At 62.6% G+C, this 18143-nt stretch carries 18 protein-coding genes; 4 read left to right on the plus strand and 14 right to left on the minus strand.

Annotated elements, in window-relative coordinates; all coding sequences use genetic code 11:
- The first annotated feature begins 103 nt into the window (after positions 1-103).
- Complete coding sequence (locus NBH21_RS01275; RefSeq protein WP_250912153.1) at positions 104-433, plus strand: hypothetical protein; 330 nt, start codon at positions 104-106, stop codon at positions 431-433.
- 20 nt (positions 434-453) lie between these two features.
- Here NBH21_RS01275 and NBH21_RS01280 read toward each other — a convergent pair whose 3' ends face one another.
- The 8 genes from NBH21_RS01280 to NBH21_RS01315 all read right to left on the minus strand — a co-directional run bounded on the left by NBH21_RS01280 (position 454) and on the right by NBH21_RS01315 (position 7357).
- On the minus strand, positions 454-795 hold the full coding sequence (locus tag NBH21_RS01280) for a YkgJ family cysteine cluster protein (RefSeq protein WP_163903881.1): 342 nt from the start codon (positions 793-795) through the stop codon (positions 454-456).
- Between the two features lie 3 nt (positions 796-798).
- A complete protein-coding gene (locus tag NBH21_RS01285; protein ID WP_250912154.1) occupies positions 799-1977 on the minus strand; it encodes an MFS transporter in 1179 nt (392 codons plus the stop codon).
- 163 nt (positions 1978-2140) lie between these two features.
- Positions 2141-2395: a hypothetical protein gene (locus tag NBH21_RS01290; RefSeq protein ID WP_250912155.1), complete on the minus strand. Its 255-nt coding sequence runs from the start codon at positions 2393-2395 to the stop codon at positions 2141-2143.
- 28 nt (positions 2396-2423) lie between these two features.
- Positions 2424-4343: a 1-deoxy-D-xylulose-5-phosphate synthase gene (gene dxs / locus NBH21_RS01295; protein WP_250912156.1), complete on the minus strand. Its 1920-nt coding sequence runs from the start codon at positions 4341-4343 to the stop codon at positions 2424-2426.
- A gap of 117 nt (positions 4344-4460) precedes the next feature.
- Positions 4461-5387, minus strand: a complete 927-nt coding sequence (locus tag NBH21_RS01300; RefSeq protein WP_250912157.1) for a pirin family protein — start codon at positions 5385-5387, stop codon at positions 4461-4463.
- 111 nt (positions 5388-5498) lie between these two features.
- The gene (locus tag NBH21_RS01305) at positions 5499-6131 is read right to left on the minus strand and encodes a LysE family translocator (protein WP_250912158.1); all 633 of its coding nucleotides are present in this window, start codon (positions 6129-6131) and stop codon (positions 5499-5501) included.
- A 33-nt stretch (positions 6132-6164) separates the two neighbouring features.
- Positions 6165-6419 (minus strand): exodeoxyribonuclease VII small subunit, encoded by a 255-nt coding sequence (locus NBH21_RS01310; protein WP_099056925.1) that lies wholly within the window; start codon positions 6417-6419, stop codon positions 6165-6167.
- A gap of 2 nt (positions 6420-6421) precedes the next feature.
- The gene (locus NBH21_RS01315) at positions 6422-7357 is read right to left on the minus strand and encodes a histone deacetylase family protein (protein ID WP_250912159.1); all 936 of its coding nucleotides are present in this window, start codon (positions 7355-7357) and stop codon (positions 6422-6424) included.
- Positions 7358-7534: 177 nt separating this feature from the next.
- Here NBH21_RS01315 and NBH21_RS01320 point away from each other — a divergent pair, with 177 nt between their 5' ends.
- Positions 7535-7909 carry a nuclear transport factor 2 family protein gene (locus NBH21_RS01320; RefSeq protein ID WP_250912160.1) on the plus strand — a complete coding sequence of 125 codons (375 nt, stop codon included), beginning with the start codon at positions 7535-7537 and terminating at the stop codon, positions 7907-7909.
- 172 nt (positions 7910-8081) lie between these two features.
- A complete protein-coding gene (locus NBH21_RS01325) occupies positions 8082-8483 on the plus strand; it encodes an acyl-CoA thioesterase (protein ID WP_250912161.1) in 402 nt (133 codons plus the stop codon).
- 328 nt (positions 8484-8811) lie between these two features.
- Here NBH21_RS01325 and NBH21_RS01330 read toward each other — a convergent pair whose 3' ends face one another.
- Entirely contained in the window at positions 8812-10401 is a 1590-nt protein-coding gene (locus NBH21_RS01330) for a helicase HerA-like C-terminal domain-containing protein (RefSeq protein WP_250912162.1), read from the minus strand.
- 224 nt (positions 10402-10625) lie between these two features.
- Between NBH21_RS01330 and NBH21_RS01335 the strand changes: the two genes are divergently transcribed.
- A complete protein-coding gene (locus NBH21_RS01335) occupies positions 10626-11015 on the plus strand; it encodes a hypothetical protein (RefSeq protein WP_250912163.1) in 390 nt (129 codons plus the stop codon).
- A gap of 86 nt (positions 11016-11101) precedes the next feature.
- Here NBH21_RS01335 and NBH21_RS01340 read toward each other — a convergent pair whose 3' ends face one another.
- The 5 genes from NBH21_RS01340 to NBH21_RS01360 form a co-directional block, all read right to left on the minus strand.
- Positions 11102-12829 carry a chloride channel protein gene (locus NBH21_RS01340; RefSeq protein WP_425340367.1) on the minus strand — a complete coding sequence of 576 codons (1728 nt, stop codon included), beginning with the start codon at positions 12827-12829 and terminating at the stop codon, positions 11102-11104.
- Between the two features lie 290 nt (positions 12830-13119).
- On the minus strand, positions 13120-15642 hold the full coding sequence (secD, locus tag NBH21_RS01345; RefSeq protein WP_250912164.1) for a protein translocase subunit SecD: 2523 nt from the start codon (positions 15640-15642) through the stop codon (positions 13120-13122).
- Positions 15643-15728: 86 nt separating this feature from the next.
- Positions 15729-16079 carry a hypothetical protein gene (locus NBH21_RS01350; protein ID WP_250912165.1) on the minus strand — a complete coding sequence of 117 codons (351 nt, stop codon included), beginning with the start codon at positions 16077-16079 and terminating at the stop codon, positions 15729-15731.
- 164 nt (positions 16080-16243) lie between these two features.
- Positions 16244-17596, minus strand: a complete 1353-nt coding sequence (locus NBH21_RS01355; protein WP_250912166.1) for a GAF domain-containing protein — start codon at positions 17594-17596, stop codon at positions 16244-16246.
- Positions 17593-18075 carry a hypothetical protein gene (locus NBH21_RS01360; protein WP_250912167.1) on the minus strand — a complete coding sequence of 161 codons (483 nt, stop codon included), beginning with the start codon at positions 18073-18075 and terminating at the stop codon, positions 17593-17595. Before NBH21_RS01360 ends, NBH21_RS01355 begins: the two co-directional genes overlap by 4 nt.
- Positions 18076-18143: the final 68 nt, after the last annotated feature.

An 18143-nucleotide genomic window follows, 5' to 3' on the forward strand; every position in this document is an offset into this window, starting at 1 on the left:
ATTGTTCCATTCCGGAGAAAGAATTCACTGCCGCAGGGCCACTTCACGCAGCGTTCATTCCAGACCGGTAAAACAGTCGAAACAAAACCTTGAGGAGCTTTCGATGCGCCGCAGCCTTACTGCTTCACTGGCCTTTTTCGCGCTTGCTGTTCCGGCACTTGCTTCGTCCGATGGCGCGTGGGAAGAGTTCGCCGCCGATGTGAAGAAGAAGTGTCTCGAGGCTGCAGAGCCGAAGATCGAGAAGGCCGCGATTGCGGTCGACCCCTTCGGCTCCGAACGCTTTGGTCTCGCGGTCCTCAGCGGCAAGGCCAAGGGTGGCGACGCCAAGGTCACTTACGTCTGCGTTTACGACAAGCAGGCGCAGACCGTCGAACTCGGCAGCGAACTGACGGCGGACACGATTACCGTTACCATCCCCGAAGGATCGAACTAAGACCCCGCAGGCTCGGGCACTCAGCTGAAATAACGATCCGGATCCGGCAGGCCCGCAAGGCTGAAGCCGAATTCGGCGCGCGCGATCTTGCATTCCTCGTCGCCCGGCATGCAGGTGCGACAGACATGCGGGCGCACCATGTAGACCGAACAGCCGACATGCTTGCCGACTTCGCCGGTCAGTGCCGCGCAGCGTCCGTTCTCGAACTTCATGCCGCTTTCGTCTTTTGCGATCATCGCCTCGGGAATGGCGGCGATTTCCTCGTCGCTTTCCAGCGAGAAGCGCGGCCATTCCGCCGAATAGGCGCAGCACGCGCCGCAGGACTGACAGTCGAAGATTTCGGGAGGCGAGGTTTCGAGCATCGCTCAGCCCTTCGTTGCCGCTGGACGACGCGCTAGGCCGAAGGCGAATATGCCGGCGAAGACCAGCATGGTGATGCCGATGGAGAGCGGACCGGCATCCAGTGACACGCTATCCATGACGACGCCCATCGCACCGGAACCGGCAGCACTGCCGATCGCATAGGCAAGACCATAGGCGGCAGCGCCCGAAACCAGCAGACCGCCGCGGAAACGGTCGCCGAGCAGGGTCAGCGCGCAGGTATAGAGCGAGAAGCTTGCCGCCCCGAGCACGGAAACGGTAACCAGCAGCGCGATCTCCGATGTCAGGAGGGGCAAAACCATGAAACTTGCGCCGCAGGCGATGGCAGACCCGACGGTGATGATTGCACGCGGAATGCGGTCCAGCAGGTAGCCGACCAGCGGCTGGGCAAGGGCCGTCGGCAGCGCCACCATGGTCACGACGAAGGCGGCGAAGTTCTCGGAATAGCCGCGCTCGACGAAGTAGAGCGGGATGGTCGAGATCGCCGCGATGTCGGAAAAGCCGAAGGCGACGACCATCAGCACCAGAATGGGCGCAAGCCGCACGAACTGGATCAGTCCGCCAGCCGACGAGCGCTCTGGCCTTGTCCGGGCGAAACGTCCGAGCATTACCGATGCGAAGGCGACGAAGGCGATGTAGACGGCAACCAGCGCGAAGGCGAAACCGTCTTCCGTGCCGACGAAGGGAATGGCAAGCGGCCCTGCGGCAAATCCCGCGCACATGCTGGCGCCGTATATGCCGGAAACCCGGCCGCGCAGTCGGTCGGGACAGGCCGTGTTCAGCCATGCCTCGCTGATGGTGAAGATGATGCTGGTTGAGAATCCGAGCAGGAAGCGGGCGATGAACCACACCCAGACCGCATCGAATATCGCGAATGCCGTCAGCGACGCGGATGCCCCGACGAGACCGGCGACGATCAGCCGGTCGCCTCTCAGCATCGTGGTCAGCCGTCCGATCAGCAGGGTCGAGGTGGCAAGCCCCGCCGCGAAGACGGAAGCATTGAGGCCGGCAAGGCTCGACGAAACGCCACGGCTTTCCAGTACCAGCGCGATCAGCGGATAGGTCAGACCCTGTCCGACGGAAAACGCCGTGACGCCCAGGATCACCACGGCAATCGCCGCCCAGTCGGGTGCGAAGTCTTCGGCAATGGCGGACATCTGCATCACGGCCTCCCTTGGGGCGCAGGTGGGGGCGCAGGTTTGGGCTGCGTTCTCATGATTTTTTGTCTGGATTGGGCTCCGGTCTACCGGGGCGCGGGGCGGAAGTCCAGCGTGAGCGGTGCTACCTCGATTTCAAGACGACGGAGCCGTTGCGATTTTGCCGCCGTTACTCGCCGCGCTTGCGGGTGCAGACATAGTCCTTCTTGATACAGGCGATCGATGGCGTCGAGCAGACCGGCTGACCGTCCGTGACCTTGCAGATGCTGCACTGGTCGGTGAATTCGGCGCAGGCCGGTTCGGCCTTGAGGAAGGCTTCCATATTGCGCTGAACCTGCGCCGCGTCCTCGGCGGCAGCAGGGCCAATGGCGAAGACTGAGGCCAGCGCCGTGGCCAAGAAACCGGCGACGATAGAAGAGCGCATGCTGGCCTCCCTCTGTTCGCCGGAAATGTTATCCGGCCGCGTTGACGCCGACGCCGCTCTGGCCGAGCGCGGCAAAGACGGTTTTCAGGATGCCCGTATGGTCGAGACCGGCGCGGGCATACATGGTCTCGGGCTTTGCCTGATCCATCCAGATATCCGGCAGAACCAGCGGCCGCACCTTGAGCCCGCTGTCGAGTAGGCCTTCGGTCGCGAGATAATGCAGGACCTGCGAGCCGAAACCGCCGACCGCACCTTCCTCGACCGTGACCAGCACGGCGTGATGGCGGGCAAGCTGGCGGATGAGGTCGTGATCGAGCGGCTTGGCGAAACGGGCATCGGCAACCGTGGTGGAAAGCCCTGCTGCCTCCAGATCTTCGGCCGCCAGCATGCAGTCGGCAAGACGGGTGCCGAAGGAGAGGAGAGCCACCTTGCTGCCCTGACGGATCACGCGGCCCTTGCCGATTTCGAGAATTTCGCCGCGTTCGGGAAGCTGTACGCCGACGCCTTCGCCGCGCGGATAGCGGAAGGAGATCGGGCCGTCGTCATAGGCAACGGCCGTGCGCACCATGTGCTTCAGTTCCGCCTCGTCAGCAGCCGCCATCACCACGAAGCCCGGCAGGCTGGCGAGGAAGCCGGTATCGAACGAACCGGCATGGGTCGGACCATCGGCGCCGACGAAACCGGCGCGGTCGATCGGGAAGCGGACCGGCAGGCCCTGGATCGCCACGTCATGCACCACCTGGTCGTAACCGCGCTGCAGGAAGGTGGAATAGAGCGCGCAGAAAGGCTTGTAGCCTTCCGTCGCAAGTCCTGCCGCGAAAGTGACGGCATGCTGCTCGGCGATGCCGACATCGAAGGTCCGCTTTGGGAAGACCTCCTGCAGCTTGTCGAGGCCGGTGCCGGAGGGCATGGCGGCGGTAATGCCGACGATCTTGTCGTCCAGGCGGGCTTCCTGCACCAGCGTTTCGCCGAAGACCGAGGTATAGCTCGGTGCGTTCGGCTTTGCCTTCGCCTGAGCGCCGGTGATGACGTCGAACCGGTTGACACCGTGATACTTGTCGGCGGCGGCTTCGGCCGGAGCATAGCCCTTGCCCTTCTGCGTTACTACATGGATCAGCACGGGGCCGAGCGCATTGTCGCGCACGTTGCGCAGGACCGGCAGAAGGTGCTCGAAGGAATGACCGTCGATCGGGCCGATATGGTAGAAGCCGAGCTCCTCGAACATCGTGCCGCCAGTCACATAGCCGCGCGCATGGCCGACGGCCCGGGTGATCGCCCGGTCGACGTTCTTGCCGAGATAGGCGGTGAGCTTCTTGCCGATCTCGCGGAAGCCCATATAGGTTCGGCCGGAGGCAAGGCGCGCCAGATAGGCGCTCATCGCGCCGGTCGGCGGGGCAATCGACATGTCGTTGTCGTTGAGGATGACGATCAGCCGCGCATCGAGCGCGCCGGCATTGTTCAGTGCCTCATAGGCCATGCCGGCCGACATCGCCCCGTCGCCGATGACGGCGATCACCTTGCGGTCGGTGCCGGCAAGATCAGAGGCGACCGCCATGCCGAGGCCGGCCGAGATCGAGGTCGAGGAATGAGCCGCGCCGAAGGGGTCGTATTCGCTCTCGGCCCGCTTGGTGAAGCCGGAGAGACCGTCTTCCTGGCGCAGCGTCCGGATGCGGTCGCGCCGCCCTGTCAGGATCTTGTGCGGATAACACTGGTGTCCCACGTCGAAGATCAGCCGATCGTCAGGCGTTTCGAAGACCTTGTGAATGGCGATGGTGAGTTCCACCACGCCGAGACCCGCGCCGAGATGACCGCCGGTCTTCGACACGGCGTCGATCATTTCCTTGCGAAGTTCTGCTGCGAGCTGCGGCAGGTCACGGTCGTCAAGACCTCTCAGGTCTGCGGGAAGCTTGACCTTGTCCAGCAAGGGAGTCTCGGGAAGGGGTGTCACTGGCGCGTAACTCTTGAGCTTGTCTTCATTTTCGGCGTGTCGTCCGCCTTTACAGGAATTAACCGGACGACAAAAGCGCGATGCCTCACAAACGGTGCCGAAGGGCTTATATAACCGTCAAAAGCCTTCGGGCAAAGGAATAAACTCCTCCTCGTCGCCGGGAACGATATCGAAGCGTCCACTTCGCCATTCTTCCTTCGCCTGTTCGATGCGTTCCTTGGAGGATGACACGAAATTCCACCAGATGTGGCGCTTCGAATTGAGTGCTGCTCCTCCGAACAGCATGATGTGACAGCCCGCAGCGCCGGCGCGAAGCGTAATCGCGTCACCCGGACGGAACACCAGCAACTGGTCGGCGGCGAAGACATCGCCCGCAATCTCCACTTCGCCGGACAGCACATAGGCCGCCCGCTCCTCGTGGCTGGCGTCGAAGGGGAAGCTGCCGCCGGGAACGAGTGTCACATCGACATAAAGCGTGTCGGAATAGGATTTGACCGGCGATGTCAGCCCGCCGATGCTGCCGATGACCACCCGTCCGCTCGCTCCGGCCGAATCGAAAGTCGGCATGGCGCTCTTTTCCGTGTGGGCGAAGGCGGGATCGATCTCCTCCTGATCGTCGGGCAACGCCAGCCAGGTTTGCAGGCCGGAAATCGAAAACGGATTGCCGCGCAGCTTTTCCGGGGTGCGTTCGGAATGCACGATGCCTCGACCGGCCGTCATCAGGTTGATGTCGCCGGGCTGGATCACCAGTTCGGTGCCGAGGCTGTCGCGATGCTGGATCTCGCCATCGAAGAGATAGGTGACGGTGGAAAGCCCGATATGCGGATGCGGACGCACGTCCATCGCCTCGCCGGCCTTCAGGAGGGCAGGGCCCATCCGGTCGAAGAAGATGAAGGGGCCGACCAGTCGGCGGCGTGCCGAAGGCAACGCCCGCTTCACCGAGAAACCGCCGAGGTCGCTGGTGCGCGGAATGATCAGGTGTTCGATGGCGTCACAGGCGAATGCATCGCCGGGAACAGGATCATTTCCGGGAAAGAACGACATGGGTTCAGGCCTCCATATTGGCGTCGGTCGCTAATGTAGGGTCGAATTCCGAGAAAAGACAGTGCGGTTATGCCTGATACGGCGGCGTATATTTCTCCGCCGGGCCTGACCTCAGACGCGGGCCACGAATTCCCGGCGCACCTCGTCAGCGATGCGGATGCCGAAGAAGATCATGAAGACGCCGGAGACCCGGTTGAGCATGGTCGTAACCCGGGCATATTGCCTGCGGCTGAACGGTGTCGAGAAGGCGAGAGCCACGAAGCTGTACCACAGGAAGGCCTGCAGGCCGATCACGGCGAGAACGGTGCCGTAGAACCAGCCGGGCGCTCCGGCCGGCAGCACCACGCTGAACACGCTGGTCCAGAACACGGCGGATTTCGGATTGCTGAGCGTCGTCACCGCTCCGGCCAGGAAGGGTGAGCGATAGACGGGCCTGCCGGCGTTTTCCAGACCGCCGCCGCGCGAACGCAGCATCTTGACGCCGACATAGATCAGGTAGGCCGCACCCGCGAGACGGACGATACGGTAAAGCTCGCCGGCCTGCATCAGCAGCATGCTGATGCCCGCAAGGCTGAGCGAAAGCCAGACGAGGGAAGCACAGGTGACGCCGAATGCGGCAACCAGCCCGGCGCGGCGGGAAACGCTTGCCGAACAATAGCTGACCACCACCGTATTCGGCCCCGGCAGCATCGCCATCAGAATGTGGATGGCCATGAGATGCAGGAGCGTGGCGATGGGGTCCATATGCGGCTGGCCTGTGCCTTTGTGGGTTGAGGGTTATTCCCGGTCGAGCGGCTCGGTGCCCTGGACCTTGCCGGCCCGGTCGAGGCGGATTTTCTCGATCCGGTTTTCGGCGGCGTTGAGCAGGGCCTCGCAGTGCTTCTTCAGAAGTTCGCCGCGCTCGTAGATCGTGATCGACTCGTCCAGCGCCACGTCGCCGCGTTCGAGCCGCGCGACGATGCTTTCGAGTTCGGCAACCGCCTTCTCGAAGGAATAGCCGGAGATATCGGCGGGAACGGCGCTTTCGGACATACTCAACCCTTCATCAGTCTCATGATATGCAGGCCCGCCGATTCGGCGAGGCCTTCGAGATCATAGCCGCCTTCGAGAACGCTGACGACCCGGTTATGGGCGAAACGGTCGGCGACTTCCATCAACCGCCCCGTCGCCCAGTCGAAATCCTCGCCCACGAGGTTGATCTGCGCAAGCGGATCGCGGTGATGGGCGTCGAAGCCGGCCGAAATCAGGATCAGGTCGGGCGAAAAATCGTGCAGTGCCGGCAGCACGCGGCTTTTGAAGGCCTCGCGGAAATGCTCCGAGCCGACATTGGGCGAAAGCGGCGCATTGACCACGTTGTTCTTGATGCCGGTTTCGTCCTTCTTTCCCGTGCCGGGATAGAGCGGCATCTGATGGGTGGAGCAGAAGAGAACCGACGGATCGTCCCAGAAAATGTCCTGCGTGCCGTTGCCGTGATGCACGTCCCAGTCGACGATGGCGACGCGCTCCACGCCATGCTTTAGCTGCGCATGACGGGCGGCAATCGCCACCGTGTTGAAGAGACAGAAGCCCATGGCCTTCGCCTTCTCGGCGTGATGCCCCGGCGGGCGCGAGGCAACGAAGGCGTTGTCGTGACTGCCACCCATCACATCGTCGACGGCGGCCATGGCCCCGCCGATGGCGGTCAGCGCCGCCTTCAGGCTTTGCGGCGAGGCATAGGTGTCATTCTCGATGCGGTTGATGCGGTCCTCCTCTTCGGGGATCTGCCGCATGATCGAAAACAGATATTCCTCCGGATGGGCGAGCGTCACCGCATCCTCGTTGGCGATGGGCGCTTCCTTCCGGTCGAGACTGGAAAAATTGGGATGCTCGAGCGCGATATTGAGCGAACGCAGCCGATCCGCCCGCTCCGGATGTCCCGGCGGCGTGTGGTGTTCGAGGAAAACGGCATGCTCGTAGAGGCGTGTGGTCATCGGTACAGGTCCTTCGGCCTGCGGCGAACATAGTGCAGTGCACGGTCATGATCCACTGCCAGCGAGGTTTTTCCGGAATGAGAAGCAAGTGGTGTAAGGCGGGGATGCCGGTTTCATGATGCGGTAAAGCGGATGGGCGGATAGATTGGTGCGCTATATTCAACGGAGTTTCCAGCATTGCCCAGATTTTCCGACCTTGAAGAAATCCGATCGCTCGAAGAAGCCCTGCATCGCCCTGAGATAAGGCGCAGCAGAGAGGCGGTCGAAGACCTGCTCGCAGAAGGTTTTATGGAGTTCGGAGCATCGGGAAGAGTCTATGAACGAGCGACAATCATCGGCCTGTTGGCAGAGCAGGGCGATGACAATGACGGCGAACTCCAGGCATCGAATTACACCCTCAAGCCCATCTCGAATGATGCTGTCCTTCTGACCTATGAAACAGAGCGCTCATATCAGGATGGCTCAAAGCGACGTGTGCTGCGAAGTTCCATATGGAAGCACAACGGGCTCAAATGGCAGATGCTTTTTCATCAGGGTACGATCAGGGCCTGAACCGCGCCAGATTGGCTAGGCCCGGGTCCTCTGCGGAATCCTGTTGCGCCTGCTCCATTAGGTCCGGTTTTCCCGCGTTGCCAAAGAGCGCCTCCCGGGTGGAACCCTTGTTATGACTGGCCGAATGGTCTTAGATGACTTAAATAGTTTGAGAAACAGGGGCTTGGGAGCGATGGACGATATCGAGCGGGTGGAGGTTTCCGGGTTTCGCGTACCCTTCCGCGACATCGACATGTATGGGCGCATGCACAATGCCGCCTATATCGTCCACGCGGAAGCGGCTCTTGCCCATTTCTGGCGTTACCGGCCGCCGCTGGAGGACGAGCCGCACTTCGTCGCAAGCAAGATCGAGTGTCGTTTTCACGAGCCGCTGAGGCTCGACGACGAAGCGCGCCTGACGGTGCATATCGACAAGATCGGCGGCAAGTCCATCGGCTTCAGCGTGACCGTGGAAGCGGGAAACCGTCTGGCCGCCGAGATCGAGATGCTCTGGACGGCCATCGATCCCGTTACGGGTGAGACGGTGCCGCTGCCCGAAGACATCCGCGACTGGCTCTACACCTACCTGCCGTAAGCGCGGGGCGGATCCGGCTGAAATCCTGCCAAGGCTTCAAGAAGGGGTGCGGGGGCTTAGGTGAGCACGACGCGCTTGCAGCGCCCGTCATCATGCCTGTGCTTGTCACAGGCATCCAGCCGGCGAGTGTCCACGAGCCGGAAAGACTCCCAAGCCGACCGAATGGCGGAGTTTCCCGCGCGATGGACATCGCGCAGCTGGATTGCGGCTCAAGCCCGGAATGACGGACCAGGATAGCTTGCGCCTACGCCAAGCCGGGCTTGAATGCAGTTCGGGGCGGCCACCGGCAATGAACGACCGCTCTCCCACCGCATCCTGTCGATCCCGGTCAGCGACGCAGGCTGCCCAGAATGCCGCGCACCAGGGCGCGGCCGACCGAAGTGGCGACCGAGCGGGCGGCACTCTTCATGGCGGCCTCGATCACCGTCTCGCGCTGGTAGCCGGAAGAGCGGCGCGTGCCGCCGTTACCGTTCTTCGAGGTCGAACGGGGAGCCTCGTCTTCGCCGTCATTGCCGAAGCCCGGCAGCGTCCAGCGGCCGGCGGCGCTGTCGTCGCTCGCTCCCTGGCTCGCCTGTTCCTCCGTCGCGCGCTTGGCGGCTTCCGCTTCCGCGGCCTTGCGGGCGCGCTCGGTCAGGATCTCATAGGCGGATTCCCGGTCGAGGTCCTTGTCGTAGAGGCCGGCGACCGGGCTGACATTGATGACGGCCTGCCGCTCGCCGTCTGAAAGCGGACCAACGCGGCCCGATGGCGGGCGTACCAGCGTGCGCTCGACCATGGACGGGATGCCCTTGTCCTGCAGCGTCGAGACCAGCGCTTCACCGGTGCCGAGCGTGGTGATTGCCGTTGCGCAGTCGAAGGCCGGGTTGGGTCGGAAGGTGTCGGCGGCGGTCTTCACCGCTTTCTGTTCACGCGGCGTATAGGCGCGCAGCGCATGCTGCACGCGGTTGCCGAGCTGTGCGAGAATGGTTTCCGGCACGTCGAGCGGGTTCTGGGTGACGAAGTAGACGCCGACGCCCTTGGAGCGGATCAAGCGCACGACCTGCTCGACCCGCTCGGTCAGCACCTTCGGCGCGTCGTTGAAGAGCAGATGCGCCTCATCGAAGAAGAAGACCAGCTTCGGCTTGTCCGGATCGCCCACTTCCGGCAGCTCTTCGAACAGTTCCGAAAGTAGCCAGAGCAGGAAGGTGGCGTAGAGCCGTGGGTTCATCATCAGCTTGTCGGCGGCCAGCACCGAGATTGCGCCGCGCCCGTCATTGGTCGTGCGCATGATGTCGGAGATCTTCAGCGCCGGCTCGCCGAAGAAGTGTTCGGCGCCCTGTTGCTCCAGCACCAGCAGGCCGCGTTGCAGAGAGCCGACGGAGGACTTGGAGATCAGGCCGAACTGGTTGGAAAGTTCCGTCGCATGCTCGCCCATGTAGTTGAGCAGCGCCTGCAGGTCCTTGAGGTCCATCAGCGGCAGTCCGCCCTGGTCGGCGATCTTGAAGGCGATGTTGAGCACGCCTTCCTGCGCTTCCGAGGCATCCATCAGGCGCGACAGCAGCAACGGTCCCATCTCGGCGATGGTGGTGCGCACGCGGTGGCCCTTTTCGCCGTAGAGATCCCAGAAGATGACCGGGAATTCCTGGAAGGCGAAGTCGTTGAAGCCGATCTGTTCGGCACGCTTCGACACCCAGTCCTTGGCCTCACCCATGGCCGCGATGCCGGAAAGGTCGCCCTTGATGTCGGCGCAGAACACCGGCACTCCGGCATTGGAGAAGCTCTCCGCCAGCACCTGCAGCGTAACCGTCTTGCCGGTGCCGGTGGCGCCGGTGACGATGCCGTGGCGGTTGCCGAATTTCAGCTCCAGATATTCCGGCTTGTTGAGGCTGTCGTCCGGATTGCGGCTTGTGCCGATATAGAGCTTCCCGTTCTCGAGCATGCCTGTCTTCCCCGTTTCCGTGCCCCTGTCGGCGCAAGGCCGGCATGCGACAACTTTCATCGATTCATCACCTTGCCCTTATAAGGATAGTGTGAAACATCGACAACAGCACGTGGAACACTGCCGGGCGGGGAAAACCGCGGAGTGTTCCGGTCGGACGCTTGAGTTCGCAGAACAGTTCAATTACGTTGACGTTAACGTCAAAAAATCCGCAGGAGGAAGACATGAACGAACTCGTATCCCGCATCGCCGAAAAGGTCGGCATCGAACCGGAAGTCGCCGAAAAGGCCGTCGGCATGATGCTCGGCTTCCTTCAGCGCGAGGCCGCCGATGGACCGGTCGCTAAGATGATCGAAGCCATTCCCGGCGCCATGGACCTCGTCGCCAGGTATAACGGCGAAGGCGAGGGCAAGGGCCTGCTCGGCGGCCTGATGAGCGCCATCGGCGGTGGCGGCATCATGGGCCTCGGCCAGCAGCTCATGGCCCAGGGCCTCGGCATGGGCGAGATCACCACGCTCGCCAAGGAAACCATCGTGGTTGCCCGCGAATATGCCGGCGATGAAGCAGTCGACGAAGTCGTCGCCTCCGTCCCGGGCCTCAGCCAGTTCGTCTGAGCCAGGCAACCCTCATTGAATCGAAAAGCCGTCGGGTGAAAGTCCGGCGGCTTTTTGGTTGCGGGGAGGATGGTTCTCGCCAAAGATCAGATCTCGCCTGACACCTCCTGCCTGCGGCGATCCAGTTCTTCGCTGTAACGTCTCAACGTATGGCTTTCGCTGAGCTGACCGATCACCTTCTGCTCGATCAGGTTGTTCACGACCGCAAGCGCTTCGCTGTGGGTCTCGTCGAACAGCGCCGCGGCCTGTTTGGCATTCATCTGGGGAAGGAGTACGTCCTTCCTGTTGCGCACGAATTCTACAATCCTCTTATCGGCCTCGTCCTGCTCGACCAGCCCGCCATGGACCTCGGGAACCAGCACGATACCTGCATATTTGCCGTTCTCATCCATCAGTATGACCCTTTGCGTGGAGCCGAGGGGATAGACCTTCCTGAACTCCTTCACGCTCATGTCGGCGTTTGCGGTCTTCACGTCGGCGCGCATCAGCTTGTCGACAGTGAGGTTCCGGATCCAGCCGACGTCATGGGCGCTGCGTATCGTCTCTCCACGCAGATGGAAGCGCCAGGTCGCAAAGGAATAGCCGAAGGTGGTCCGCACGACGAAGGACGAGGTGATGACTGCCGCCAGCACCAGCGCCGTGATGGGGAAATCGCCTGTCACTTCCAGCGCGAAAAACGTCATGGTCAATGGGCCGCCGATGACGGCGACGCCGAGGGAACTCATGCCGACGATGGCATAAATCACGGGCGTCAGCGTCGCCTCCTGGAAATAGGGAGCCGAGAAGGCGAAAAGCTTGCCGAGGAGTGCTCCCATGAACAGCGATGCAAAGAACAGGCCGCCCCTGAAGCCAGAGCCGATCGAAATCGCGGAAGCCAGCGCCTTCAACAGGAAAAGGCCAAGCAGTGCGATGACGGCTGTATCCTGCGCCAGGTTGAGATGCAGGGCGCCATGGCCACCGGACAGGACCTGCGGCGAGATCATTCCCAGCACACCGACCGCGACACCACCCAGAACGGGTCGCAACGGCGGCGGGACCGAGCTTTTGCGCGCCAGTTCCTCGACGTAGGAAACAGATTGCATGAGTGCGATGCCGACGACACTGCAGACGATTCCGAGCAGGATCGCGGGCACGAAGTCGGCGGGGACCACGGCACCGAATTCGCCGATGCTGACGATGAAATCGGGGGAGGCGAACAGGCGTACGGTCAAGGTGGCGACAAGCGCCGAGACCACCACCGGTGTCAACGCCATGATGGTATAGGAACCGATGATCAGCTCGAAGGCATAGAAGGCGCCAGTCAGCGGTGCATTGAAGGCGGCCGCAATCGCACCAGCGGCCCCGCATCCGACCAGCATTCGCAGGTCCGACCGCCGCAGCTTGAACTTGATGCCGAGCTTCGACGCGATGCCGGCGGCGAGCTGGGTGTAACCGGCCTCAAGCCCCACCGATGCGCCGAAGCCGTTGGAGATGATGTTCTGCACTGCAACGAGCACGCTGTCGGTCAGGGACAGACGTCCTCCGTGAAGGGCATTCGCTTCGATCGGATCGACCAGTTTGCGCTTTCGCTTGCTGGCGAGAACATAAAGCAGGAGTCCGAGAAGGATGCCGCCGCCGACCGGAGCGATGAGAAGGGTGAGGTTGTTTTCGAATTGCGAGGAACTGAGCCTTGCCGAAGGCTCGATACCGAAGATCGTGCGGTGCATGAGGGTACTCATGTAGCTCATGGCCAGGACCACCAGTCCGGCCAACAGGCCGACGACGGCACCGACCGCCGCAAGGCCGAATTCGGTGCGGCGGGTTATCAGCGCCATACGCTCCAGGCTGAACATCCGCCGCAGACGCGACAGGCGAAAGTTGCCCGGACTCACAAAGCTATTGTCGTTACCCGTCACGCCAGCTGACCACCTATCTCGATCGAGTTTCGCCTTTCAGGCTGACGTCATATCGGCAGGCCCGGTGACGATCCACATCTGAATCGCAAAGCAGTGCCGATATGTCCAGCCTTGCCCGGAAGACCGGCGCCTTGGGACGGCAAAGGAAATTCGTGTCGGTGATGCTGCCTTGGGAGCCGGCGACGTGAAGCGCCGCCGGCTTTGTTCGTTCAGCCCTGTTCCGCCTGCGGCTGGACAGTTTCGACCGAAGCATTGGCCTTCTGTCTGCGGGTGCGCCAGTCGCCCAGGAAGAGCAGGATGGGTGCCGCGATGAAGACGGAAGAAGAGGCCGCGATGAAGATGCCGAAGATCATCGGAACGGCGAAGCTTTCCACCGCGCTGCCGCCCCAGATCGCCATGGGCAGCATGGCGAGGAAGGCGGTGGCCGAGGTATAGAGGCTTCGGGCCAGCGTTTCGTTGATCGACAGGTTGATCAGGTCGCGGAACGGCATGGATTTGTAGAGCCGCATGTTTTCTCGCATGCGGTCGTAGACCACGACCTTGTCGTTCACCGAATAGCCGACCAGCGTCAGCAGCGCCGCGATCGCCGTCAGGTTGAAGTCCAGTCCCGTCAGCGCGAAGAAGCCGATTGTCTTCGTCACGTCGAGAACGAGCGTCGCGATGGCCCCGACGGCGAACGGCCAGTCGAAGCGGACCCAGATGTAGACCAGCATCGCAAGGCTGGCGAGCACGACCGACAGGATGCCGGCGGTGGCCAGTTCGCCGCTGACCTTCGGGCCGACGACTTCCGTGCGTTCGATCTTGGCGACGGGGTTGATCTCGGCGATCTTGGCGCGAACCTTTTCGACGGCTTCGGTCTGTGCTGTTTCCGGGCCGTGCTGGCGTTCGAGACGCAGCAGCATGTGGTTGCGGTCGCCGAATTCCTGAAGCGCGACCTCCCCGAGACCGAGGCTTTCGATGCCGGAACGATAGACGGCGAGATCGGCCGGCTCCTGCGTCGATACCTCGATCTGGATGCCGCCCTTGAAGTCGACGCCATAGTTCAACCCGGGCGAGATGAAGAGCGCGATGGAGGTGATCGACAGCACGGCGGAAATGCCGATACCGACGAGGCGGGCCTTCATGAAGTCGATCTTCGTGCCGTCCTTGATGAGCTTGAGCGGCAGCAGCGGGCGGATGTTGATCGTCTTCATCTTGTAGCGGTTGGCGATCGCTACCATGGCGACACGGACGACCGAGACCGCCGTGAACATCGAGATCGCGATGCCGAGGCCCATGGTCACGGCAAAGCCGCGAACCGGGCCGGAGCCGAACCAGAACAGGAGCACGGTTGCGATCAGGGCGGTGACGTTACTGTCGATGATGGTCGAATAGGCCTTGTCGAAGCCAAGGTCGATGGCGGCAAAGGCGCTTCTGCCCTTGCGGCATTCTTCGCGGATACGCTCGTTGATGAGAACGTTGGCGTCCACGGCAAGACCGATGCCGAGCACGATACCGGCGATGCCGGGCAGCGTCAGCGTTGCGCCGAAGAGCGTCAGGCCGGCGAATGTCAGGATGACGTTGAGGGTCAGCGCGACGACCGCCAGAAGACCCCAGCTGCCATAGAGCGCGATGATGAAACCGACGACCAGCGCAAAGCCCACGAGGCCGGACATGATGCCCATCTCGATGGCGTCGCTACCGAGATCGGCGCCGACGGTGCGTTCCTCGATGACGGTCAGCTTGGCCGGCAGTGCGCCGGCGCGCAAGAGGGCGGCGAGCGTGGTTGCGTCGGAAACCGTGAAGGCGCCGGAGATCTGGCCCGAGCCGCCGGTGATCGGCTCCCGGATGACGGGCGCGGAGAGCACCTTGTCGTCGAGCACGATGGCGAACGGATTGCCGACATTTTCGCGAGTGATCTGGGCAAAACGGGTAGCGCCCGTCTGGTCGAAGCGGAAGCTGACGACCGGCTGGTTGTTCTGCTGGTCGAAGGCCACCCTTGCATCCGTCAGACGGTCGCCCGAAAGCAGCACGCGCTCCTGGACGGGATAGGTCTGGCCGTGTTCGTCCTGCAGCATGCGCACGCCGCGATCGCCCTGGTTGCCGAGAAGATGGAAGCTCATCTTGGCCGTCGAGCCGAGCAGCGCGCGCAGGTTGGTCGGGTCCTGTTCGCCCGGAAGCTGAACGAGAACACGGTCGCCGCCGACGCGCTGGATCGTCGGTTCCGCAACGCCGACCTGGTCGACACGCTGGCGGATGATTTCAAGGCTCTGGTCGACGGCGCTGGACATCCGGTGGGTGATGCCGTTGTCCGATGGCTTGACGGTAATGCCGTTGTCGCCGGAATCGATGATGTCAAGATCGAGACCCGTGCGCACACCGACGGTGACCTGATTGCCGAGCTTTTCCAGTTCCTGCTTTGCCGCTGTTCGCTGTGAGGGATCGGCGAGCGTGATCAGGATGGCATTGCCCTGGCGCTGGACCGCCCGCGTATCGATCTTGGCGTCACGCAGGCTGGACCGCGCTTCCTGGGTGAGGTTCTGCAGCCATTCGTTTTCAAGCGAGGGGCGGTCGACCTCCAGAACAAGATGCGAGCCGCCGCGCAGGTCGAGGCCGAGCGACACCTTCTGGTGCGGCAGCCAGCCTGGCAGGCTTGCGAACTGTTTGTCTGAAAGAACGTTGGGTAGCGCGACAAGCACCCCCGCGAGGATGATGAGGATGTAGCTCACCACCTTCCATGTCGAGTTTCTCAATTTTATGCATCCATTTGTGCGGTCAGCGAACAGGCATGGCTGTCCGGCCGCGTTGACGATATGCCGATGGTATGTCGGATGAAGGATCAGGCGGCCTTGAGCGGCGGCGCGCGCGGATTAAAGGCACCGGGCGGCGCCGGATGATCGGGGTCGCGGCCCCGCTCGATCGTCTGCAAAGCCCACGCATATGCAGGCAGTTCGATGCCGGTGGTGCCCGGGGAGGCATCGGGATTGTCCGATGTCCGCGCCTTGTTGCCCTGCCGCAGATCTGCGGTGAGGACGATGCGGGCCGGATCGCGCTTGCCAGCAAACGCGGGCTTGGAACTGGTGGATACGGCGTCCAGCGATTGCGTCCGCCTCGTCTCGGCGTCCTGCCACGGGCTTGCGCTCGAAACCGCAAACAGGGCGGCGAACAGCATACACATCAGGCCTGACATGGCTGCCGCCATGGCTCTGAGATGTGATTTCTCCTGTTCTGTCGACGCGGGTGCTATGGCTCGATATCCTCGTTTCACCGGCAATTATTGCACAAGAGGGCGCCGAAAGCCATTGGAGGGCGTCAGGCTCTCGATTTTCCACGAAAGATCGGCCGAACCGCCGGCTATTCCTCCACGACCACCAGTTCGGGGATGCCTTCGATATCAAGGCGGATGTGGCCGCGTTCGGCGCGGCCAAGACGGATAGGGCCGCCTTTTTCTTCGAGCCGCCGTCGAAGCAGGATCAGACGCGTTTCCAGATTGTCCTTGAAGTCAGGAAGCTGCAGGCTCCTGTCTCGGCGGATTTCGCGGTTGAGGAAGTCCTGTCGCCCGCTTTTGGCATATTCCTCGACGAAATGCTTCAGCAGTCGGCCAGGCACACCACGGATCAGGTAGTCGTTGTCGATGAAGATCGATCCGTCACGGGGATAGAAGCGGATGCGCAACGGCCCGGCGGACGCATGGGTGGTATCGGCGGGCGCCGGTTTCTCCGCCTCGGCCTCGCTCTCGGGACGTTCGCGTTCCTGCGCGGCCAGCGTCATCGAGAGGGCGAGATGCCCGGCAAGAATACAGAGTGCCTCTTCATCGCGGTGGCGGAAGGCGAAGGACTGTTCCGCCTCCACGAACAGCACGCCGACCAACCTGCCTTGCGCCACCATCGGAACGGCGAGTTGGCTGAGCGGCGAGGCAAGCGCCGGCAGCGGCAGCGGGTCCGTGCCGGTAATGCCGCTTGCAGAACCCACCGCGTTGACGTAGCGCCGGCTGCGGCGAAAATCGCTGATGCGCACCGGCCGGCATGTCGCTGCCGCCATGCCGATCACGCCGGCACCGACCGCGACTTCCGAACCAAAGCCGAAGCGGTCATAGCCGCGGCTGGCAATGGTCGAAAGCAGCCTCCGTTCGTCGTCCGGCACCAGCACCATGGAATGCCGGAACCCGAACATCGTCTCCAGGCCCTCCAGCGCCTTGTCCAGCAGATGCTCGGCATCGGTTTCCGCCGCAAGCTGCACGGCGAGCCGGCGGGTGAGATCCAGATGGTCGCGCCGATCCTCCGCCTCCGGCGAGGGCTCCTCCAGAGGGTGGGCCGGTGGCACGAGCCGACAGTCCTCCACCCGGTAAATGTCGACCGCTCTGAGCTTCATGATCCCGCCCATGCCCTGTTCGACGCTCATCACGTCGAGATGCGCGCTGACGGTTTCGAACACCGGGCCTTCCGTCATTGAGGTCTCGTAGACGAGATCGAGGATGTATTGCAGGCCAAGATGCCCATCGACCACCATGACGGTGGCGAGGCCGTTCACCGCCACGTTCTCCGCCGTCTTGGAAAAGAACTGGTTGGAAAGCGCCACATGGTGGTCATCGATGTAATAGACGTGAGACAGGTAGGAGGCATTCGGCATGCCCTCCCGGTCGGTGGTCGCGATGACGGAGGGTATCACGCCCTCGAAGGCGTCGCGGATGGTGCTGAGCCGGATCATGACGCCGCGGTTCCGCTGTCGCCAAGCCGGCGTCCCGCCTCCGGTCCGGGTGTCTGGACGAAGAGGTCGCGCGGAAAGAAAGTGATGCGCACGAGGTTGCGGTCGCTGAGCGTGCTGGAAAGCTGCAGCCGGCTCACCCCGAGCGCGCCCATTTCGGCGAGCATGTCGGCGACGTACCGGCTGCCGCGGGCCTGATCGATGGTATCGGCCGCGCGCACCTCGATGATCGGTCCCTTGATCTGGTAGGCCTTGTAATTGTCCGGCTTGACGAAGGTGGCCGAGATCGGCGCTTCGGGCACGGCATGCGCCACGGCGTCGGGCCACTGGCTCGCCGAAACAAGCAGCGAAATTCGTCCATTGTCGGAATCGAAACGCGCACCCGTCGCCCGCCCGATCATCGGGCGATGGGCGTCGTTGCGGGTGGCGATGAGGATCATCACCCGTCCCTCGATGAAACTTGCGACCCCCGCCTCGATCACCGCTCTTCCCCTGTTTGAGCGCAATCTTAGGAAAATAGGAAAATTTTAGCAACGTGTTGCGGCCGTTA

This window comes from Ciceribacter sichuanensis, from assembly GCF_024055605.1.
GTDB classification, from domain to species: domain Bacteria; phylum Pseudomonadota; class Alphaproteobacteria; order Rhizobiales; family Rhizobiaceae; genus Allorhizobium; species Allorhizobium sichuanense.